General features: G+C 57.1%; 19 protein-coding genes. 12 read left to right on the top strand and 7 right to left on the bottom strand.

Annotated features, from left to right (window positions below; translation table 11 throughout):
- Positions 1-127: 127 nt before the first annotated feature.
- From msrQ to acuI, 3 genes are all read right to left on the bottom strand, one after another.
- Positions 128-727, bottom strand: a complete 600-nt coding sequence (gene msrQ / locus HCK03_RS02225) for a protein-methionine-sulfoxide reductase heme-binding subunit MsrQ (RefSeq protein WP_115191773.1) — start codon at positions 725-727, stop codon at positions 128-130.
- The gene (gene msrP / locus HCK03_RS02230; RefSeq protein WP_041147463.1) at positions 727-1,728 is read right to left on the bottom strand and encodes a protein-methionine-sulfoxide reductase catalytic subunit MsrP; all 1,002 of its coding nucleotides are present in this window, start codon (positions 1,726-1,728) and stop codon (positions 727-729) included. The genes msrQ and msrP overlap by 1 nt, the downstream gene beginning before the upstream one ends.
- A 77-nt stretch (positions 1,729-1,805) precedes the next feature.
- Positions 1,806-2,780, bottom strand: a complete 975-nt coding sequence (gene acuI / locus HCK03_RS02235; RefSeq protein ID WP_115191774.1) for an acrylyl-CoA reductase (NADPH) — start codon at positions 2,778-2,780, stop codon at positions 1,806-1,808.
- Positions 2,781-2,999: 219 nt separating this feature from the next.
- On the opposite strand from acuI, the gene csrD reads away from it, so the two are divergent.
- The 8 genes from csrD to tldD all read left to right on the top strand — a co-directional run bounded on the left by csrD (position 3,000) and on the right by tldD (position 15,469).
- Positions 3,000-4,940 (top strand): RNase E specificity factor CsrD, encoded by a 1,941-nt coding sequence (gene csrD / locus HCK03_RS02240; RefSeq protein WP_167691080.1) that lies wholly within the window; start codon positions 3,000-3,002, stop codon positions 4,938-4,940.
- Between the two features lie 304 nt (positions 4,941-5,244).
- Positions 5,245-6,288, top strand: coding sequence for a rod shape-determining protein MreB (mreB, locus tag HCK03_RS02245; RefSeq protein ID WP_002918653.1), 1,044 nt, complete (start codon positions 5,245-5,247; stop codon positions 6,286-6,288).
- A gap of 69 nt (positions 6,289-6,357) precedes the next feature.
- A complete protein-coding gene (gene mreC, locus HCK03_RS02250; RefSeq protein ID WP_041147460.1) occupies positions 6,358-7,350 on the top strand; it encodes a rod shape-determining protein MreC in 993 nt (330 codons plus the stop codon).
- Positions 7,350-7,838, top strand: a complete 489-nt coding sequence (mreD, locus tag HCK03_RS02255) for a rod shape-determining protein MreD (protein ID WP_041147459.1) — start codon at positions 7,350-7,352, stop codon at positions 7,836-7,838. Before mreC ends, mreD begins: the two co-directional genes overlap by 1 nt.
- A 7-nt stretch (positions 7,839-7,845) precedes the next feature.
- Positions 7,846-8,427: a Maf family protein gene (locus HCK03_RS02260; RefSeq protein ID WP_041147458.1), complete on the top strand. Its 582-nt coding sequence runs from the start codon at positions 7,846-7,848 to the stop codon at positions 8,425-8,427.
- A gap of 2 nt (positions 8,428-8,429) precedes the next feature.
- Positions 8,430-9,899: a ribonuclease G gene (gene rng, locus HCK03_RS02265; RefSeq protein ID WP_041147457.1), complete on the top strand. Its 1,470-nt coding sequence runs from the start codon at positions 8,430-8,432 to the stop codon at positions 9,897-9,899.
- 123 nt (positions 9,900-10,022) lie between these two features.
- Entirely contained in the window at positions 10,023-13,823 is a 3,801-nt protein-coding gene (yhdP, locus tag HCK03_RS02270; protein WP_167691081.1) for an AsmA2 domain-containing protein YhdP, read from the top strand.
- A gap of 200 nt (positions 13,824-14,023) precedes the next feature.
- The gene (gene tldD / locus HCK03_RS02275; protein ID WP_041147455.1) at positions 14,024-15,469 is read left to right on the top strand and encodes a metalloprotease TldD; all 1,446 of its coding nucleotides are present in this window, start codon (positions 14,024-14,026) and stop codon (positions 15,467-15,469) included.
- Between the two features lie 78 nt (positions 15,470-15,547).
- On the opposite strand, the gene aaeR is transcribed toward tldD, so the two are convergent.
- On the bottom strand, positions 15,548-16,477 hold the full coding sequence (gene aaeR, locus HCK03_RS02280; protein ID WP_115191777.1) for an HTH-type transcriptional activator AaeR: 930 nt from the start codon (positions 16,475-16,477) through the stop codon (positions 15,548-15,550).
- 131 nt (positions 16,478-16,608) lie between these two features.
- Between aaeR and aaeX the strand changes: the two genes are divergently transcribed.
- The 4 genes from aaeX to HCK03_RS02300 all read left to right on the top strand — a co-directional run bounded on the left by aaeX (position 16,609) and on the right by HCK03_RS02300 (position 20,158).
- Positions 16,609-16,812, top strand: coding sequence for a p-hydroxybenzoic acid efflux pump operon protein AaeX (gene aaeX / locus HCK03_RS02285; protein ID WP_041147453.1), 204 nt, complete (start codon positions 16,609-16,611; stop codon positions 16,810-16,812).
- Positions 16,813-16,819: 7 nt separating this feature from the next.
- A complete protein-coding gene (gene aaeA / locus HCK03_RS02290) occupies positions 16,820-17,752 on the top strand; it encodes a p-hydroxybenzoic acid efflux pump subunit AaeA (RefSeq protein ID WP_041147452.1) in 933 nt (310 codons plus the stop codon).
- Positions 17,753-17,757: 5 nt separating this feature from the next.
- Positions 17,758-19,725 carry a p-hydroxybenzoic acid efflux pump subunit AaeB gene (gene aaeB, locus HCK03_RS02295; RefSeq protein ID WP_041147451.1) on the top strand — a complete coding sequence of 656 codons (1,968 nt, stop codon included), beginning with the start codon at positions 17,758-17,760 and terminating at the stop codon, positions 19,723-19,725.
- 157 nt (positions 19,726-19,882) lie between these two features.
- On the top strand, positions 19,883-20,158 hold the full coding sequence (locus tag HCK03_RS02300) for a barstar family protein (RefSeq protein ID WP_041147450.1): 276 nt from the start codon (positions 19,883-19,885) through the stop codon (positions 20,156-20,158).
- Positions 20,159-20,207: 49 nt separating this feature from the next.
- Here the strand turns inward: HCK03_RS02300 and yhcN-B are convergent, their stop codons facing one another.
- From yhcN-B to argR, 3 genes are all read right to left on the bottom strand, one after another.
- Entirely contained in the window at positions 20,208-20,474 is a 267-nt protein-coding gene (gene yhcN-B / locus HCK03_RS02305) for a DUF1471 family stress response protein YhcN-B (RefSeq protein ID WP_045857851.1), read from the bottom strand.
- Positions 20,475-20,578: 104 nt separating this feature from the next.
- A complete protein-coding gene (yhcN, locus tag HCK03_RS02310; RefSeq protein ID WP_041147449.1) occupies positions 20,579-20,842 on the bottom strand; it encodes a peroxide/acid stress response protein YhcN in 264 nt (87 codons plus the stop codon).
- 359 nt (positions 20,843-21,201) lie between these two features.
- Positions 21,202-21,672, bottom strand: coding sequence for a transcriptional regulator ArgR (gene argR / locus HCK03_RS02315; RefSeq protein ID WP_041147448.1), 471 nt, complete (start codon positions 21,670-21,672; stop codon positions 21,202-21,204).
- Positions 21,673-22,082 lie beyond the last annotated feature (410 nt).

Below are 22,082 nucleotides of genomic sequence, written 5' to 3' on the forward strand. Positions count from 1 at the left end.
CACATTATAACGATTTCGTAGCATTTGGCAGCTAAATACTGGTCTTATCAGGGAAGATTATCAACCGCTATCGTTAAATGAGTCGCGGTTGATAAAAGATCTGCGGGAAACTGCACATATCCGGGGATTAGCGCCACCACTGACGGAACTTCTTGTAACGCCACGCCAAAAGCACAACCGCCAGCCCGGCATATATCAACGGCTGTGGGGATAATATCTTCACGGACCATAGATAGTGGATGGGGGCAAGGATCGCCACCAGATAGACGAAGTTATGCAATGTTTGCCAGCGACGGCCTAATTTTCGCTGCAGTGCCTGCGTCGAGGTGACCGCCAGCGCCAGCAGGGTAAGCCAGCTGATAAACCCCAGCGTCAGATAGGGCCGATTCACCAGCTCAGAACCCAGCAGCGCCAGATTGTTAATCCCGAGTTCCAGCAGCGTGTAGCTGGTCAGGTGCAGCGTCGCCCAGGCAAAACACCACAGTCCCAGCAGGCGCCTGGTACGAATCAACAGCGGCTGTTTAGCGTAGCGCGCCAGCGGCGACACAAGCAAGGTTGCCAGCAGAAATTTAAGAGCCATCCTACCGGTAAAGTGTTGAATATCCTTTGCCGGGTCGGCGCTGAAATACCCCTGCTGCGCAGCCCAGAATAGCCAGAGAAAGGGAAGAAACCCGGCCAGATGGAGCATAACCTTGAGCCAGGTAATCTGTTTTACGTTCAGGCGCACTAGTAATTCTCCCGCAAATTCAGGCCCCGGTAGAGCGAAGCCACTTCGTCAGCATAGCCGTTGAACAGCAGCGTCGGCTGGCGCTTGACGTCCAGCACGCCTCCGGAACCGATAAAGCGTTCCGTTGCCTGCGACCAGCGCGGATGATCGACATGCGGATTGACGTTGGCGTAAAAGCCGTATTCATCCGGTCCCGCCAGATTCCAGGTGGTCGGCGGCCGCTCGCGGGTGAGTTCGATACTGACAATCGACTTAATCCCTTTGAAGCCATACTTCCACGGGACCGTCAGGCGCACCGGCGCGCCGTTCTGCGGCGGCAGCGCCTTACCGTAGACGCCCACGCTCAGCAGGGTGAGGGGATGCATCGCCTCATCCAGGCGCAGGCCTTCGACATAAGGATAGGCCAGGCCGCCGCCGATGAAGCGATCCTTCTGCCCCGGCATCTGGTCGGGGGCATAGATGGTTTTAAACGCCACGTAGCGGGCGCTGCTGGTGGGCTCAACCAGCGCCAGCAGCTTATGCAGCGGGAAGCCAACCCACGGCACCACCATCGACCAGGCTTCGACACAGCGCATCCGGTAAATGCGCTCTTCGAGCGGAAAGCGGGTGGTCAGATCGTGATGATCGAGCGTCAGCGGTTTAGCAACTTCTCCGCCGATGGTCAGCGTCCACGGATCGGTACGCAGGCTGCCCGCGTTGGCCGCCGGATCGGCTTTATCCAGACCGAACTCATAGAAGTTGTTGTAGCCGGATACCTTATCCTCCGGGGTGAGCGTTAGCGCGTTTTGCCATGCGGCGGGTTTGTCGAAGGTCAGCGCTTTGCCCGCCGGCGCGGGAGGGCGGTCGTGGCCTTTGAACCAATCGAGAAGATCGGCTTTTGCCGTAGGGGAAAGGGAAAGGGCCGTTGCGGTAATCCCCAGCGTTTTCAAAACCTGGCGACGCTGCAGCATAAAAACGGATTCTGCCGTGACGTCGGCTTCCGTTAGCTTTTTGTGTTTCATGACATCCTCCGGCATGCTTTTTCCTAAGCATGACGGAGGCGGAGAGTTATCGCGAATATGTCACGAAAAATTGCATATTAGGCGATTTTCACCAGCGTCCGACCCTGGATTTGGTTAGCCATAATCTTATCGGCAAAGGCCGGCGCTTCGGCGAGCGTAATTTCCGTCGCGCTTTGCGCATAGAACGACTCAGGCAGATCGCCAACCAGCCGCTGCCAGGCTTGAGCCCGGCGCGCGGGCGGAGTCATTACCGAATCAATGCCCTGCAGGCGGACGTTACGCAAAATAAACGGCATCACCGTCGTCGGCAGAGCAAAGCCGCCGGCCAGGCCGCAGGCGGCTACGCAGCCGCCGTAGTTCATCTGTGCCAGCACTTTCGCCAGCACCTTATCGCCGACAGTATCGACCGCACCGGCCCACAGCTGTTTCTCCAGCGGACGGGTTTCGGCAAACTCCTCGCGCCCAACGATCCGCTGCGCGCCCAGCGCTTTCAGATAATCATGGGTGCTTTCGCGACCAGAAACGGCGACCACCTGGTAACCCAGGCGATGCAGCAGGGCGACCGCGGTGCTGCCGACGCCGCCGCTGGCGCCGGTGACGACAACCTCGCCGTCCTGGGGACGAATGCCGGCATCTTCCAGCGCCATCACGCACAGCATGGCGGTGAAGCCGGCGGTACCGATGGCCATCGCTTTACGGCCGTCCAGTCCTTCAGGCATCGCAACCAGCCAGTCGCCTTTCACGCGCGCCTGCTCGGCCAGGCCGCCCCAGTGATTTTCGCCAACGCCCCATCCGGTGAGAAGCACCTGCTGGCCCGCATGGAAACGCGGATCTTCGCTGGTGTGGACGATACCGGCAAAATCGATGCCAGGAATCATCGGAAAGTTGCGGATGATTTTTCCGCTGCCGGTGATCGCCAGCGCGTCTTTATAGTTGAGGCTGGACCACTGAATATCGACGGTCACATCGCCCTGCGGCAGCCGGCTGGCGTCGATGGTTTGCACCGAAGAGATTGTTTTGCCATCCTGCTGTTCTAATATTAAAGCCTGCATATGCGGGTCCTTATTGGTACAAAGATTGGAAAAATTTTTCTGCAGACTATACTCGCTATCGGCATTATTACGCCGATACAACGCAATAAATTGCCAGATACGTCAGCTTTGATAGTATGCCTCGCACTTTAAAAAGTTAGTGCTTACTTTGGGGAAAGCGCCAGTACCGGAGTCCGAATATTCATCGGGCAGTCATTCACACGCGGAGTTAACACAGGGATGCGATTAACGACGAAATTCTCAGCATTTGTCACGCTGCTTACCAGCCTGACTATCTTTGTCACGCTTATTGGCGCGTCGCTGAGTTTTTATAACGGTATTCAGCAAAAAATGGAGAATCGCGTCCAGGCCGTAGCGACGGTGCTGGATAACCGCCTGATCTCTTCATCCTTTGCCCGGCTTGAACCACAGATGGATGAGCTGATGACGCCGGTCGACGTTGTGCAGGTTGATTTTCTCCTTAACGGCAAATCGGTGTACAGCCACGCGCGTAGCGACAGCTACCGCCCGCTGGGGAGTAATAACCAGTTTCGGGAGATCACGGTCCCGTCGCTAAAGCACCCCGGCATGACGCTGCATCTGGTCTATCTGGACCCGATGGTTAACTACTTCCGCTCGCTGCACGTGACCGCACCGCTTTCTATCGCCATTGGCTTTATGGTGCTGATGATGTTTTTTTCCGTTCGCTGGATCCGTCGTCAGCTGTCCGGGCAGGAGCTGCTGGAGCTGCGGGCGACGAGGATCCTTAACGGCGAGCGCGGGCCTCAGGTGCGCGGATCGGTGCACGAATGGCCGGTGAGCACCAGCAGCGCGCTGGATATGCTGCTATCCGAGCTGCAGTTTGCCAGCGATCAGCGAAGCCGTATGGATACGCTTATTCGCTCCTATGCCGCTCAGGACACCAAAACCGGCCTCAATAACCGCCTGTTCTTCGATAACCAGCTTGCCACGCTGCTGGAAGATCAGGAAAAGGTCGGCTCGTACGGCATTGTGATGATGATCCGCCTGCCGGAGTTCGATTTACTGCGCGATAACTGGGGGCGCGCCGCAGCGGAGGAGCATTACTTCACGCTCATCAACCTGCTTTCTACTTTTATTATGCGCTATCCCGGCGCGCTGCTGGCGCGTTATCACCGCAGCGATTTTGCCGTCCTGCTGCCGCACCGCACCCAGAAGGAGGCGGACAGCATCGCCGGGCTGCTGCTGAAGGCGATGGACGCGCTGCCGCCCACGCGCATTCTTGACCGCGATGACATGATGCATATCGGTATTTGCGCCTTCCGCAGCGGACAGACCACGGCTCAGGTGATGGAGCGCGCGGAAGCGGCCACGCGCAACGCGGTTCTGCAGGGGAGCAATAGCTGGGCGGTTTATGACGATTCGCTGCCGGAGAAAGGGCGCGGCAACGTGCGCTGGCGCACCCTGATTGAACAGATGCTAAGCCGCGGTGGACCGCGGCTCTATCAGAAGCCCGCGGTGAATCGCGACGGTCGCGTCCATCACCGTGAGCTGATGTCCCGCCTGTATGACGGTACGGAAGAGGTGATTGCGGCGGAATATATGCCGATGGTGCAGCAGTTTGGCCTGGCGGAAGAGTACGACCGCCTGCAGATCACGCGGCTGCTGCCATTTTTAGGCTTCTGGCCGGACGAAAACCTCGCTTTACAGGTGACGGTGGAGTCGCTGATCCGTCCTCGATTCCAGCGCTGGCTGCGCGATACTTTGATGCAGTGTGAAAAATCGCAACGTCAGCGCATTATTTTTGAACTTGCAGAGGCAGATGTTTGTCAATATATCGGCCGCCTGCAGCCGGTTATGCGGCTGATTAACGCTTTAGGTATTAAAGTCGCCGTGGTTCAGGCCGGATTAACGCTGGTTGGAACCAGCTGGATCAAGCAGTTGGACGTCGAAGTCATCAAGCTACACCAGGGACTGTCGCGCAATATTGAAAAACGCAGTGAGAACCAGCTGCTGGTTCAGAGCCTGGTGGAGGCCTGCAAGGGTATGCCGGTCCAGGTTTTTGCAACCGGAGTACGCAGTCGTAGTGAGTGGCAGGTCCTGTCTCAATGCGGTGTTACCGGTGGCCAGGGGGAATTTTTTGCCGCCTCACAGCCACTTGACACAAATGTGAAAAAATATTCGCAAAGATACTCGGTTTGATCTGCCGTTTAGCGTGATTTCACGTAGAATAACGCGCGCCATAGTGAAGGGGGTGTGCTTGTCTACCTGCCGGATTATCGCAATGTAAATGCCAGTAAATGACCTTTGACAGGTTGCAAATTGAAGCGTGGAGCGCTGCTGAAGTTTTCAGCACTGAACGGAGCCGGAAAATTTGTAACAAAGGAAATGAACTGCACTAATTTTCACCGTAGCAGATGATTTTTGCGCCTTGTCGCTGCTGCGTGTGGTTGGTAAAGTAAGCGGATTTTGTTTTCCGCCCCAGCTTTCAGGATTATCCCTTAGTATGTTAAAAAAATTTCGTGGCATGTTTTCCAATGACCTGTCCATTGACCTGGGTACCGCGAATACCCTTATCTATGTAAAAGGACAAGGCATCGTATTGAATGAGCCTTCCGTTGTGGCCATTCGTCAGGATCGTGCCGGATCGCCGAAAAGCGTCGCCGCTGTCGGTCATGAAGCGAAGCAGATGCTCGGGCGTACACCGGGCAACATCGCGGCAATTCGCCCGATGAAAGACGGCGTTATCGCCGACTTCTTTGTTACCGAAAAAATGCTGCAACACTTCATCAAACAGGTGCATAGCAACAGCTTCATGCGTCCGAGCCCGCGCGTTCTGGTGTGTGTACCGGTTGGTGCAACCCAGGTTGAACGTCGTGCCATCCGCGAATCCGCTCAGGGCGCTGGCGCCCGTGAAGTCTTCCTGATCGAAGAGCCGATGGCGGCTGCGATCGGTGCGGGCCTGCCGGTTTCTGAAGCAACCGGTTCGATGGTTGTGGATATCGGCGGCGGTACCACGGAAGTGGCGGTTATCTCCCTGAACGGCGTGGTTTACTCCTCTTCCGTGCGTATCGGCGGTGACCGTTTCGATGAAGCCGTGATTAATTATGTGCGTCGTAACTACGGCTCCCTGATCGGTGAAGCGACGGCAGAACGTATCAAGCATGAAATCGGCTCCGCTTATCCGGGCGATGAAGTGCGTGAAATCGAAGTGCGCGGTCGTAACCTGGCTGAAGGCGTTCCACGCGGCTTCACCCTGAACTCGAACGAAATTCTCGAAGCGCTGCAGGAACCGCTGACCGGCATCGTTAGCGCGGTGATGGTTGCTCTCGAGCAGTGCCCGCCAGAGCTGGCTTCTGATATCTCCGAGCGCGGTATGGTCCTGACCGGCGGCGGTGCGCTGCTGCGTAACCTCGACCGCCTGCTGATGGAAGAGACAGGTATTCCTGTCGTAGTTGCAGAAGATCCACTGACTTGCGTCGCGCGTGGCGGCGGTAAAGCGCTGGAAATGATCGATATGCACGGCGGCGACTTGTTTAGCGAAGAGTAGTCAGCCGAAGGTCTGGGGTGGCTCAAGGGTTGCCCCTGGTCTTAACTGACACGAGAATACGCATAGCCTATGAAGCCAATTTTTAGCCGTGGCCCGTCGCTACAGATTCGCCTTATTCTGGCGGTTCTGGTGGCGCTTGGCGTGATTATCGCCGACAGCCGCCTGGGTACGTTCAGCCAGATTCGAACGTACATGGATACAGCCGTCAGTCCTTTCTACTTTATTTCTAACGGTCCTCGGGAATTGCTGGATAGCGTATCGCAAACGCTGGCCACCCGCGATCAGCTCGAACTGGAAAACCGCGCGCTGCGTCAGGAACTGCTGCTGAAAAACAGCGACCTGCTGATGCTGGGCCAGTACAAGCAGGAGAACGCGCGTCTGCGTGAACTGCTGGGCTCCCCGCTGCGCCAGGATGAGCAAAAAATGGTGACTCAGGTCATCTCAACGGTTAACGATCCCTACAGCGATCAGGTGGTTATCGATAAAGGCAGCGTCAGCGGCGTTTACGAAGGCCAGCCGGTTATCAGCGATAAGGGCGTTGTCGGTCAGGTTGTTGCCGTCGCGAAGATGACCAGCCGCGTGCTGCTTATCTGTGACGCCACCCATGCGCTGCCGATTCAGGTGCTGCGCAACGATATCCGCGTGATTGCCGCCGGTAATGGCTGCACTGACGATCTGCAGCTGGAGCATCTGCCGGCGAATACCGATATTCGCGTCGGCGACGTGCTGGTGACTTCAGGTCTTGGCGGCCGTTTCCCGGAGGGGTATCCGGTGGGCGTGGTCTCTTCCGTCAAGCTGGATACGCAGCGCGCGTATACCGTTATTCAGGCTCGCCCGACCGCGGGCCTGCAGCGTTTGCGCTATCTGCTGCTGCTGTGGGGGGCCGATCGTAACGGCTCCAACCCGATGACCCCGGAAGAGGTTCATCGCGTCGCCAATGAACGTCTGATGCAGATGATGCCGCAGGTTCTGCCTGCGCCGGATTCCGTCGGGCCACAAATGCCGGCTCCCGCAACCGGCCTGACGCCACCTGCTAAACCTCTGCCTGCAGGGGGGCAATAGTGGCAAGCTACCGTAGCCAGGGACGCTGGGTTATCTGGCTCTCGTTTCTTATTGCACTCTTGCTACAGATCATGCCCTGGCCGGCGGACATCAGCGTCTTCCGGCCAAACTGGGTACTGCTTATCCTGCTGTACTGGATCCTCGCATTACCGCATCGGGTGAACGTCGGCACGGGCTTCGTGATGGGCGCCGTTCTCGATCTCATCAGCGGCTCGACGCTGGGCGTTCGCGCGCTATCGTTAAGCATCATCGCTTATCTGGTCGCTCTGAAATATCAGCTGTTCCGCAATCTGGCGCTCTGGCAGCAGGCGCTGGTGGTGATGATGCTCTCCCTCGCGGTGGACATCGTTGTTTTCTGGGCAGAGTTTTTAGTGATCAACGTCTCTTTCCGTCCGGAAGTGTTCTGGAGTAGTGTAGTAAACGGTGTGCTCTGGCCATGGCTATTCCTGCTGATGCGTAAAGTGCGTCAGCAATTTGCGGTGCAATAAGGTTGATATGACAACTCTGTATCTTGCTTCAGGTTCTCCACGTCGACAGGAGCTGTTGACTCAGATGGGACTCTCCTTCGAGCGCGTGGTTCCCGGTATTGAGGAGCGACGCCAGCCGCAGGAGAGCGCTCAGCATTACGTCACTCGCCTGGCGCGTGAAAAAGCGCAGGCAGGCGTTGCGCTGGCATCGCGCGATCTGCCGGTGCTGGGTGCGGATACCATTGTCATCCTTAACGGCGAAGTGCTGGAAAAGCCGCGTGATGCCGGGCACGCCGCAGAGATGCTGCGCATGCTTTCCGGGAAAACGCATCAGGTGATGACCGCGGTTGCCCTGGCGGATAAGCAGCAGGCGCTGGACTGTCTGGTGGTAACGGAGGTGACCTTCCGCCTGCTGAGCGAGCAGGATATCGCCGGCTACGTCGCCAGCGGCGAACCTTTAGATAAAGCAGGTGCATACGGTATTCAAGGGCTGGGTGGCTGTTTTGTCAGGAAGATTAATGGCAGCTATCACGCCGTAGTCGGCTTACCGCTGGTAGAAACGTATGAGTTGCTGAGTAACTTTAACTCACTGCGTGAAGAAAAGGGATAAAGATGACGGCTGAATTATTAGTGAACGTAACGCCATCGGAAACGCGCGTCGCGTATATCGATGGCGGTATTCTGCAGGAAATTCACATTGAGCGCGAAGCGCGGCGTGGGATCGTAGGCAATATCTACAAGGGTCGTGTCAGCCGAGTGCTGCCGGGGATGCAGGCGGCTTTTGTAGATATTGGCCTGGATAAGGCCGCATTTCTGCACGCTTCAGACATCATGCCGCACACCGAGTGCGTCGCCGGGGAAGAGCAAAAGCAGTTCACCGTGCGCGATATTTCCGAGCTGGTCCGTCAGGGCCAGGACCTGATGGTGCAGGTGGTGAAAGACCCCCTTGGTACGAAAGGCGCCCGTCTGACGACCGATATCACCATTCCTTCCCGCTATCTGGTGTTTATGCCTGGGGCCTCGCACGTTGGGGTTTCCCAGCGTATTGAGAGCGAAGCGGAGCGCGAGCGCCTGAAGAAGGTTGTCGCCGACTACTGCGATGAGCAGGGCGGATTTATCATCCGTACGGCGGCGGAAGGCGTACACGAGCAGGAAATGGCCGCCGATGCTGCCTACCTCAAGCGCGTCTGGACGAAGGTCATGGAGCGTAAGAAGCGCCAGCAGACCCGCTATCAGATGTACGGCGAGCTGGCGCTGGCTCAGCGCGTGCTGCGCGATTTTGCCGACGCCCATCTTGACCGCATTCGCGTCGACTCCCGCCTGACCTACGAATCGCTGCTGGAGTTCACCGCCGAATATATGCCGGAGATGACCAGCAAGCTCGAGCACTACAGCGGCCGTCAGCCGATCTTCGATCTCTTTGACGTGGAGAACGAAATTCAGCGCGCGCTGGAGCGTAAAGTGGAGCTGAAGTCCGGCGGCTATCTGGTTATCGATCAGACCGAGGCGATGACCACCGTTGACATCAACACCGGGGCCTTCGTCGGCCACCGCAATCTTGACGATACCATCTTCAATACCAACATTGAGGCGACCCAGGCGATTGCCCGCCAGCTGCGGCTGCGCAACCTCGGCGGGATTATTATCATTGATTTCATTGATATGAATAATGAAGATCACCGCCGCCGGGTGCTGCATTCTCTGGAGCAGGCGCTGAATAAGGATCGGGTGAAAACCAGCATCAACGGCTTCTCCCAGCTTGGGCTGGTGGAGATGACCCGTAAGCGCACCCGCGAAAGCGTGGAGCACGTGCTGTGTAAGGACTGCCCGACCTGCCACGGTCGCGGCACGGTAAAATCGGTTGAAACGGTGTGTTATGAAATCATGCGCGAGATCGTCCGCGTACATCATGCCTACGACTCCGATCGTTTCCTGGTCTATGCTTCTCCTGCCGTCGCGGAAACCCTGAAAGGGGAAGAGTCCCACGCGCTGGCGGAAGTCGAAATCTTTGTCGGTAAACAGGTCAAAGTGCAAATTGAACCGCTCTATAATCAAGAGCAGTTTGATGTGGTGATGATGTAATCATCTGGTTTGCCCTCGTTCGGCCTTTCGGCCGCGGTGATGCGCCGGCCGGGCGGAACCCGTGAACGCAGCGCCGAGGGGCAGATGAAGGATGAGGTGTAATAGTTTGACAAGGAGAGATGCGTGAGGCGACTGCCCGGGATATTACTGCTCACCGTGGCAACACTGATTGTTGTCATCGCACTGCTGGTGAGCGGTCTGCGTCTCGTGCTGCCGCAGCTGGACGCATGGCGCCCCCAGCTGCTGGAGAAAATCTCCGCGATCTCCGGCTCACCGGTCGAGGCTTCCCGGCTGAGCGCCAGCTGGGAGACTTTTGGCCCCACGCTGGACGTCCGCGATGTGAAAGCCGGTCTCAAAGACGGCGGTGAGCTGTCGGTTAAACGCGTTACCCTCGCGCTGGACGTATGGCAAAGCCTGCTCCACATGCGCTGGCAGTTTCGCGATCTCACCTTCTGGCAGCTAAAAATCCACACCAACACGCCGATCCAGACTAACGACGGCGGCGAGAGCCTGAAAACCGACCACATCGGCGATCTGTTCCTGCGCCAGTTCGATCACTTTATTCTCCGCGACAGCCACCTGAGCTTCGTGACCCTCTCCGGCCAGCGCGCCGAACTCGCCATTCCGCAGCTCACCTGGCTGAACGGTAAAAATCGTCATCGCGCGGAAGGCGAGCTGAGCCTTTCCAGCCTCAACGGCCAGCATGGGGTGATGAAGGTGCGGATGGATCTGCGCGATGAAAACGGCCTGCTGAACAAGGGCCGCGTATGGCTGCAGGCGGATGATATTGACGTGAAGCCGTGGCTGGGCCGCTGGATGCAGGACAATATCGCCCTGCAGAGCGCGCGTTTTAGCCTTGAAGGCTGGATGACTATCGACAAAGGCGATATCGCCGGCGGCGACGTATGGCTGAAAAAAGGCGGCGCCAGCTGGCAGGGCGATAATCAGCCCCATCGGCTGGTGGTGGATAACCTGACGGCGCACATCTCCCGCGATAAGCAGAGCTGGGGCTTCCGTATCCCCGATACGCGGATCTCGATTGACGGCAAGTCGTGGCCTCGCGGCGCGCTGGCGATGGCGTGGATCCCGGCGCAGGACGTTGGCGGGGACGACCGTTCCCGCAGCGACGAGCTGCGCATCCGCGCGAGCAACCTTGAGCTGAACGGTCTGACCGGGCTGCAGCCTTTTGCCGATAAGCTGGCGCCCGCGCTCGGCGAAATCTGGCGCACCACCCGGCCAAACGGCAAAATTAATCTTCTGGCGCTGGATATCCCGCTGCAGGCGGCGGAAAAATCGCGCTTTCAGGCCAGCTGGAGCGACTTTTCGTGGAAGCAGTGGAAGCTGCTGCCCGGTGCGGAGCACTTCTCCGGCAGCGTCGCCGGAAGCGTAGAGAACGGCTCCCTGCATGCCAGCATGACGCAGGCGAAAATGCCCTATGAAACGGTATTTCGCGCGCCGCTGGAAATCGCGCAGGGCGACGCGACCCTTAGCTGGGTAAAGAATGAAAAGGGCTTTATGCTCGACGGGCGCAATATTGACGTACAGGCAACCGGCGTGCGCGCTCGGGGCGGCTTCCGCTATTTACAGCCGCAGGGAGATGAACCCTGGCTGGGCATCCTGGCAGGGATCAGCACCAATGACGGCGGTCAGGCGTGGCGCTATTTCCCGGAAAACCTGATGGGCAAACAGCTGGTGGATTACCTCAGCGGCGCGATTCAAGGCGGCCAGTCCACCGGTGCGACGCTGGTTTACGGCGGCAACCCGCACCTGTTCCCCTATCTGCACAACGAAGGCCAGTTCCAGGTTTCCGTCCCGCTGACCAACGCCACCTTCGCTTTCCAGCCGGACTGGCCGGCGCTGACCGGTCTGGACATCAACCTCGACTTTATCAACAACGGGCTGTGGATGAAGGCCGATAAGGTCATGCTGGGCAAGGTGACCGCCAGCAACCTTGAGGCGGCGATCCCTGACTATTCGCGGGAAAAGCTGCTGATCGACGCCGATATCAACGGTGCGGGCAAAGAGGTTGGCCCGTACTTCAAAGAGACGCCGCTCAAAGAGACGCTGGGCACCGCGCTGGATGAGCTGCAGCTGGATGGTGGTGTGAGCGCTCGCTTACATCTCGACATTCCGCTGGACGGTGAGCTGACGACCGCCAAAGGCGACGTGAACCTCAAAAATAACAGCCTGTTTATCAAGCCTATCAATGCGACGCTGGACAACCTCAGCGGTAAATTCAGCTTTGTTAACGGCAATCTGAAAAGCGAGAACATGAGCGCCAGCTGGTTTAATCAGCCGCTGAATCTTAATTTCTCCACCACCGAGGGGCAGAAAGCCTTCCTGGTCGATGTGGGAATGAACGCCAGCTGGCAGCCTTCGCGCACCGGCCTGCTGCCGAAAGCTATCGATGAGGCGGTGAGCGGCAGCGTGCCGTGGGACGGTAAGGTGGCGATTGAGCTGCCGTATCGCGGCAGCGCAAGCTACAAGGTCGATATTAACGGCGATCTAAAGAATGTGAGCAGTCGCTTACCTGCGCCCGTAGACAAGCCAGCCGGCGAAGCGCTGCCGGTGAAAATTAACGTCGCAGGCGGGCTCAGCAGCTTTGATTTGACCGGCTCCATCGGCGCGAAAAACCATATCAACAGCCGCTGGCTACTGAACCGCAAGCTGACGCTGGATCGGGCGATTTTAACCTCCGACAGCAAGGCCATTTCGCCGCTCCCCGAACAGGCTGGCGTAGAGCTCAACATGCCGCCGATGGACGGCGCGCAGTGGCTGGCCCTGTTCCAGGGCGGTGCGGCCAATGAAGTCAGCAGCAATATCATCTTCCCTGAGCGGATCACCCTGCGGACGCCGTCGCTGACCTTTGCCGGGCAAAGCTGGAATAACGTCAGCCTTGTCTCCCGACCGGAGGCCGGTGGTTCGAAGGTTGAAGCGCAGGGCCGGGAAATTAACGCTTCCCTGACAATACGCCAAAACGCCCCGTGGCTGGCGGCCATTCGCTACCTCTATTACAACCCGACCGCCGCGCAGAAGAGCGATGCGGCGCCGGGCGGCAGCAATCCTTTTGCCGATAGCCGAATCGATTTCCGCGGCTGGCCGGATCTCCAGCTGCGCTGCGCGGAGTGCTGGCTGTGGGGGCAAAAATACGGGCGTATCGACGGCGACTTCGCGATTAGCGGCGATACGCTTACGCTCGCCAACGGGCTGGTGGATACCGGTTTCGGCCGACTGACCGCCGATGGCGTGTGGGTCAATGCGACAAGCGGCATACGCACCTCGTTGAAAGGTAAGCTTCACGGCAGTAAAACGGACGCTTTCGTCGGCTTCTTTGGCGTTTCAACGCCGGTGAAAGGCTCGTCGTTTGACGTCGACTACGATCTGCACTGGCGCGCGCCGCCGTGGCAGCCGGACGTGGCCTCGCTTAACGGGGTGCTGAAAAGCCGTCTTGGCAAGGGCGAGTTTACCGACATTAGCACCGGTCACGCCGGGCAGCTGCTGCGCCTGCTGAGCGTGGACGCACTGCTGCGCAAGCTGCGCTTCGACTTCAGCGACACCTTCAGCGAAGGATTCTGGTTCGATTCGATCCGCAGTACCGCATGGATTAAAGATGGCGTGCTCAATACCGATGATACGCTGGTTGACGGCCTTGAAGCGGATATTGCGATGAGAGGCTCGGTGGATCTCGTGCGCCGCGAACTGGACCTGCAGGCGGTGGTGGCGCCGGAAATATCGGCGACCGTCGGCGTGGCAACGGCGTTCGTGATTAACCCGATTGTCGGGGCCGCGGTGTTTGCCGCCAGCAAGGTGCTGGGGCCGCTGTGGAATAAGGTGTCTATTTTGCGCTATCGCATCACCGGTCCTATCGATCAGCCGCAAATCAATGAAGTGCTGCGCCAGGCGCGCAGCGACAAAAAGCAATGATTTGACGATTGCGGGGAATTATCGCACTCTCAATATATAGCGTTCTATACCCGTTATATTTCAAACTGCAGATGCGTTGGCTACGCCTGTTGACCCCGGAGCTAAGCTGCCGGGGTTGGTCGGCTGCCGCCTTTCTGCAACCTGAATGATTATGGGTACCTATTTCCGCCTGACAGGCGGCAACAAACGAGTAGCAAACGATGAGTCTGAACCTGGTAAGTGAACAATTACTGTCGGCAAACGGCCTGAGCCATCAGGACCTTTTCGCCATTCTTGGCCAGCTGGCCGAGCGCCGTCTTGATTACGGCGATCTCTATTTTCAGTCGAGCTATCACGAATCCTGGGTTCTGGAAGACAGCATCATCAAAGATGGTTCGTATAATATCGACCAGGGCGTTGGCGTCCGCGCGGTAAGCGGTGAAAAGACCGGTTTCGCCTATGCTGACCAAATCAGCCTGCTGGCGCTGGAGCAAAGCGCGCAGGCGGCCCGTACCATCGTGCGCGACAGCGGCGACGGTAAGGTGCGCACTCTTGGCGCGGTGGAGTATAGCCCTCTGTATGCCAGCATCGATCCGCTGCAAAGCATGAGCCGCGAAGAGAAGCTGGATATTCTGCGTCGCGTAGACAAAGCGGCGCGGGCCGCCGATAAGCGCGTGCAGGAGGTGTCTGCCAGCCTCAGCGGCGTGTATGAACTGATTCTGGTTGCGGCGACCGACGGTACGCTGGCGGCGGACGTTCGACCGCTGGTCCGCCTTTCCGTCAGCGTGCTGGTGGAAGATGATGGCAAACGCGAGCGCGGCTCCAGCGGCGGCGGCGGACGTTTCGGCTACGACTATTTTCTCGGTAGCGAAGAGGGCGAGGTTCGCGCTGACGCCTGGGCAAGAGAGGCCGTGCGCATGGCGCTGGTGAATCTCTCCGCCGTAGCGGCCCCGGCCGGCATGCTGCCGGTGGTATTAGGCGCGGGCTGGCCTGGGGTACTGCTGCATGAAGCGGTAGGCCACGGTCTGGAAGGCGACTTTAACCGTCGCGGGACGTCGGTGTTCAGCGGCCATATGGGCGAGCTGGTGGCGTCGGAACTCTGTACCGTGGTCGATGACGGCACCATCGCCGATCGCCGCGGTTCGCTGGCTATTGACGATGAGGGTACGCCGGGTCAATACAACGTGTTGATCGAGAACGGTATCCTCAAAGGCTATATGCAGGACAAGCTCAACGCCCGCCTGATGGGCGTCGCGCCTACCGGTAACGGCCGTCGCGAATCCTACGCGCATCTGCCGATGCCGCGTATGACCAACACCTACATGCTGGCGGGTAAATCGACGCCGCAGGAGATTATCGAATCGGTTGATTACGGTATTTTTGCGCCAAACTTCGGCGGCGGCCAGGTGGATATCACCTCCGGCAAGTTTGTTTTCTCCACCTCTGAAGCCTATCTGATTGAAAAAGGGAAGGTGACTAAGGCGGTGAAAGGGGCGACGCTTATCGGCTCCGGGATCGAAGCCATGCAGCAGATTTCCATGGTGGGGAACGACCTGAAGCTGGATAGCGGCGTTGGCGTTTGCGGCAAAGAGGGCCAGAGCGTGCCGGTTGGCGTCGGTCAGCCGACGCTGAAGGTCGATAAGCTCACCGTCGGCGGCACTGCCTGAGTATCTTCAATACGCCTTCGCATTCGTCGAAGGCGTAACCTTTCCCGTACTTATCCCGCCGCACGTTATCGCCAGCGGCTAGTGGTCAAGCCCGCGGCCGTGCATCCCCTGATAAATTTTCGCCACTTCGACAAAATATTCGGTCAGGTAGTTAATGCACACCTGTACCTTCAGCGGCAGCTTGTCTTTTTCGGTATAGAGCGCGTACACCGGGCGGGGATCCGACTGATAGCTTGGCAGCAGGATCTCAAGCTCCCCGCGGTTGATCTCTTCGATCGCCCACATGAGCGGAACGTAAGCGACGCCGACGCCGGCGCTCAGCCAGCGCACCAGCGTCATCGGATCGTTAGTGACGAAGCGCCCCTGCGGGATCAGCTTCGTCGAGATCCCTTCTGGCGCGATGATTTCGAATTCGTTATCCGGACGCACGCTGTATTCAAGCCAGGAGTGGCTGGCGAGATCCGCCGGCTTTTCCGGGATCCCCGCCTGCTGCAGGTAGCTCTTTGCCGCGCAGAGCACCATCGGCATCGACCCCAGACGACGTGAAAAGAGGCTGGAATCCTGCAGCGCGCCGACGCGAATAACCACGTCCAGGCCGTCGGCGATCAGGTCCGGTGCCGGGATCCCGGTGACCAGATTAACCGACAGTCCGGGGTACTCTTTGAGCATGCCTGCGGTAATGTGGGACAGGACATTCTGTGCCATAGTTGAAGAGCAGCCGACGCGCAGCGTGCCGATTGGCGTGTTGTTAAACGCGTAAAGCTGCTCGTGGACGTCCTGGGCTTCATGCAGCATTCGGCGGCAGCCCTGATAATAAATTTTCCCGGCTTCCGTTAAGGCAAGGCTGCGGGTGCTGCGGTTAAGCAGCTTTACCTGCAGCTCATCTTCCAGCCTGGATACGGTTTGGCTGATTGAAGATACGCTCATCTGGAGCTGGCGGGCCGCGGCGGTAAATGAACCCAGTTCAACCACTCTGGCAAAAACGGACATGCGTTTTAGTCGTTCCATTGTTCACTCTGACTTAAAAGTGATTTAGATCACATAATATAGATCATGCTGCAATTGTTACGTTACTATATTGTTAGCTACATAATAAATGCTTCACGCTTACCACCTGTACGCTTCTTATCAAGGTCATCATGAGTCTGTTTCCTGTCATCGTGATTTTCGGCTTGTCGTTTCCGCCGATCTTCTTTGAGCTGTTAATATCGCTGGCCGTTTTCTGGCTGGTGCACCGACTGCTGGTTCCTACCGGCATCTATGACTTCGTCTGGCACCCTGCACTGTTTAATACCGCGTTATATTGCTGCCTTTTTTATCTGATATCGCGTTTGTTCGTTTGAGGTTGATGTGAAAACACTAACAAGAAATATCCTCCGTACCGCAATCACTGTGATACTGGTTATCCTGGCATTTGTCGCAATTTTTCGCGCGTGGGTCTACTACACCGCATCGCCGTGGACGCGCGATGCGCGCTTTAGCGCCGATATCGTGGCCATCGCCCCCGACGTCTCGGGGCTGATTTCGCAGGTTAACATCAAGGATAACCAGCTGGTTAAGCAAGGTCAGGTTTTATTCGTGATTGACCAACCGCGCTACCAGAAGGCGCTTGAAGAGGCCGAGGCCGACGTCTCCTATTACCAAACTCTGGCCCAGGAAAAGCGCGTTGAGGCCGGCCGTCGTAACCGGCTCGGCGTTCAGGCAATGTCCCGGGAGGAGATAGACCAGGCCAATAACGTCCTGCAGACGGTGGAACACCAGCTGGCGAAATCGGTGGCAAGCCGCGATCTGGCGAAGCTCGACCTGCAGCGGACGGTTATCCGCGCGCCGGCCGACGGCTGGGTGACCAACCTCAACGTCTACAGCGGTGAATTTATTACCCGCGGCTCTACGGCGGTGGCGCTGGTGAAACAGGATACCTTCTACGTGGTGGCCTACCTCGAAGAGACCAAGCTGGAAGGCGTACGTCCGGGCTTCCGGGCGGAGATCACCCCGCTGGGCAGCAGCAGCACGATCAAAGGGACGGTTGACAGCATTGCCGCCGGGGTGACCAACGCCAGCAGCAGCAGCGATGCAAAAGGCATGGCCTCCGTGGACTCGAACCTCGAGTGGGTGCGCCTGGCGCAGCGCGTACCGGTGCGTATTCGTCTCGATAAGCAGCAGGGCAATATTTGGCCGGCGGGAACCACCGCAACGGTGGTGATCACCGGCAAAGAGGACCGCGACGTCCGGCAGGCGAATTTCTTCCAGAAACTGGCCCTGCGCCTGCGTGAGTTTGGTTAATCGTCATGGGGATCTTCACAATCGCCCCCCGGCACCTCCGCTTTGCCATTAAGCTGGCATGCGCGGTGGTGCTGGCACTCTTCGTTGGCTTCCACTTTCAGCTGGAAACGCCCCGCTGGGCGGTGCTGACGGCGGCAATCGTTGCCGCGGGCCCGGCGTTTGCGGCCGGCGGAGAGCCCTATTCGGGTGCCATTCGCTATCGTGGGATGCTGCGTATCGTCGGCACCTTTATCGGCTGTATTGCGGCGCTGGCTATTATCATCCTGATGATCCGCGCCCCGCTGCTGATGATGCTGGTGTGCTGCCTGTGGGCCGGCTTCTGCACCTGGCTCTCTTCGCTGGTGCGGGTTGAAAACTCCTACGCATGGGGACTCGCGGGCTATACCGCGCTGATCATTGTTATCACTATTCATACCGATCCGATGCTGGCACCGCAGTTTGCCGTCGAGCGCTGCAGCGAGATCGTGGTCGGTATCGTCAGCGCCATCGTGGCGGACCTGCTGTTTTCGCCGCGGTCGATCAAAAAAGAGATCGACCTCGAGCTGGATAACCTGCTGGTCGAACACTATCGCCTGATGCAGCTCTGCGTGGCGCATGGCGACAGCGCAGTGGTGGACAAAGCCTGGGGAGCGTTGGTTCGTCGGACCAGCGCGCTGGAAGGCATGCGCGGAAACCTGATTATGGAGTCCTCGCGCTGGGCCAAGGTGAACCAGCGGCTGAAGGCGATTAATACGCTCTCCCTGACGCTGATCACCCAGGCCTGCGAGACCTACCTAATCCAGAATTCACGCCCGGAAATGGTGACGGATGATTACCGCGAGCTGTTCGCCGAGCCGGTTGAGAGCGTGCAGGATGTCCATCGCCAGCTGAAGAGAATGCGCCGCTTTCTGACCTGGAAAGGGGAGCATAATACGCCGGTCACGATCTATAGCTGGGTCGGCGCCGCGACGCGCTATCTGCTGTTAAAAAGGGGCGTGGTCGGCAATACCAAAATTAGCCGCATTGAAGATGAGGTGCTGCGGGGCGAAGTGGTCATCAAGGCCGAGTCAGCCGAGCGCCACCATGCGATGGTGAACTTCTGGCGAACCTCCATTTCGTGCATTCTCGGCACCTTGTTCTGGCTGTGGACCGGCTGGACCTCCGGCAGCGGGGCGATGGTGATGATCGCCGTAGTCACGGCGCTGGCGATGCGCCTGCCGAACCCGCGTATGGTGGCGCTGGACTTCCTCTACGGGATGCTTGTGGCGCTTCCGCTGGGGGCGTTTTTCTTCCTCGTGATTATGCCCGCGACGCAGCAGAGCATGCTGCTGCTGTGTATTAGCCTGGCGGTAATGGCATTCTTCATCGGGATTGAAGTACAGAAGCGGCGGCTGGGTTCGATGGGGGCGCTGGCCGGTACCATCAATATCCTGGTGCTGGATAACCCGATGCAGTTCCAGTTCAGCCAGTTCCTTGACAGCGCGTTAGGCCAGATAGTCGGCTGTTTCCTCGCGCTGATGGTTATCCTGCTGGTGCGGGATAATTCGCGGGAGCGCACCGGGCGCGTGCTGCTCAATCAGTTTGTCTCGGCGGCGGTGTCATCGCTCACCACCAATACCGCCAGGCGCAAAGAGAACCATCTGCCGGCCCTCTATCAGCAGCTCTTCTTATTGCTGAGCAAGTTCCCGGACGATATTGCCCGTTTCCGCCTGGCGCTGACGCTGATTATTGCTCACCAGCGCCTGCGCGATGCGCCGGTGCCGGTTAACGACGATCTGTCGGCATACCATCGCCAGCTGCGCCGCACTGCGGATCACGTTATCTCCGCAGGCAATGACGACAAGCGTCGACGCTACTTCTCCCGCCTGCTCGATGAGCTGGATATTTATCAGGAGAAGCTACGGCTCTGGGAAGCCTCGCCGCAGGTGACGGAGCCGGTCCGACGGCTGGTGGAGATGCTGCGTAAGTATCAGCATGTGCTGACAAATAGCTAAAAACTAAAAACCGACGCCTGAAGCGTCGGTTTTTTTATCGCTATACTTATTCATCAACGGTACCCCTTCGATTGAGAAATATAAGGATGGTAAAGCGACCGTCCGGCGGTATGGTATTTAGCGGGGAATGGCTGCGGGTTTTTAGCGGGGGCGGGCGATGACGGTCTACACGTTTGATTTCGATGACATAGCGGAACAGCAGGATTTCTATCGCGAGTTTTCACGCGTCTTTGAGCTGGGTCGGGAGAGAGTAAACAACCTAGATTCGCTCTGGGAAGCGACCACCGGTGGTCTGCTGCCGCTACCGCTGGAGATTGAGTTTATTCACTTGAGCGATAAGCAGCGACGGCGCTTTGGCGCGTTGATCCTGCTGTTTGATGAAGCGGAAGAAGAGCTGGAAGGGGAGCTGCGTTTTAATGCCAGACAGGCATAAAAAAGCCCCCGACAGGCGGGGGCAAGTCGTCGGACAAGACGACGAGGGTTTATTTGTACAACTCAGCCGTAGCGTGCCAGCTGTCGCCGGTACGGGCTTCAATAATACGGTAGCTGCTGGCGCCTTCTTTAGCGGCTTTCGCCGCCAGTTCCTGGCGCATATCCATCGGCGCGCTGCCTACCTGCGAGACAGAAACGGTGCCCATGGACTGTAGATTTTGAGCCTGTTCGGCGTTGACCTGCTGTACGGCGGCGCTTGCGCCGAAGGAGAGTACGGAAGCCAGGCCCAGGGATGCGATGATCATTGCAGTTTTCATAATTTTTACTCCAACCATGTTGATTGCAGCGGCGGGAGGTTTGCGATGTACCTGGGCCGCTGGAGATATTCTGTATTCAGTTAATAACCGACTGTCGTTAACGCTTATTTATAAAGCTCTGCCGTTGCGTGCCAGTGGTCACCGGTGCGCGCTTCGATAATGCGATAGGAAGAAGCCCCTTCCTCCTGCGCTTTTTTGTTCAGCATTTCGTGCATATCCATCGGGGAAGCACTTACCGCGCCGACGGAAACGGTGCCGATTGACTGACGGCCTTGAGCCTGATCGCTGTTGATTGAATCAGCGGCAAAAGCGCCAAAAGAGAGCACGGACAGGATACTGAGTGCAGCTACGGTTGTTTTGATTTTCATGATGTTCACCTCGTCGAATCTTTTTATTGAGGGCTCTTTGTTTCGTGACCCTCATCACAAAATCAAGTATACACTAATCACCAAAAATATTAATACCGTGCTAATTGTTTTGAGTGTAAATAATTACATAGAAATGTCTTTTTTATAACGTATAAGAATTAGAAATGTCATTTATTAGCCGCAGGCGCCCGCTATTTCTAATAAAATCATACGGATGGGTGTATTTGATATTTTGTGCGTTTTCGGTCCATTCATTCAGTAAAGGAATGTATAGGCGTGAAAAACCACACTAAATGTTAAAAAAATGCTGCATTTTTTGAAGGGCCCTCCGGCGGCAGCCAGAGGGTGAGGGAGAGGGCTTAGAGTTCTTGCTCAAACAGGACCAGAATCGCGTCGTGCAGATCTTTGACGGTAAAGCCTCTGGCCGGGGTGGTAAAGATGGTGTCATCGCCGGCAATACTGCCGAGGATGCCTTCCGCTTTACCCAGGGAGTCGAGAAGACGCGCGATGAGCTGCGCTGCGCCTGGGCTGGTATGGATAACCACGACGGCGTCGTTATAGTCGATGTCCAGTACCAGGTTTTTCAGCGGGCTGGACGTCGTCGGAACGCCAAGCTCGGCAGGCAGACAGTAGACCATTTCCATTTTGGCATTGCGGGTGCGTACCGCGCCAAATTTTGTGAGCATGCGCGAGACTTTCGATTGGTTGATATTATCGAAACCTTCTTCCTGCAACGCCTGGACGATTTCACCTTGAGAGCTGAATTTTTCTTCTTTAAGCAGTAGTTTAAATGCTTTAACCAGTTCTTCTTGTTTTGCCGAACTTCGCATAAGTCACCCAGATTATGGTGGTAAAAACAACATCATTATGCATAATCATGAATTTTTATGCAAATAATCCGCAAGGGGATAAAGTAAATAATGTTATGAAGGGGGCATATTTTAGCAAATAACCCTGCTAAGGAACATGCCTTCATCACGGGGCGTAAATAGCTGTAAAAGTAAATTAAATGTTATGAGATTGGTGTTGTTTTGCCGAACAGGCTGGGTGTATTGTAACCACTAGTCGGTCCGGTACTACGCTTTGCTGGATGGTCAGTCTCAGGGATGAAAATGCGAAGCGGATGCATCGCTGCGCACCAGAACGCATTCTTCAACCATACTTATTGTAATTGTTCATCTTGTGAATTAAGGTCCAGGCGACGGAGTAACGAAAGACTATATTAACCATAATAAGGAGT

This window comes from Klebsiella terrigena, assembly GCF_012029655.1.
GTDB classification, from domain to species: domain Bacteria; phylum Pseudomonadota; class Gammaproteobacteria; order Enterobacterales; family Enterobacteriaceae; genus Klebsiella; species Klebsiella terrigena.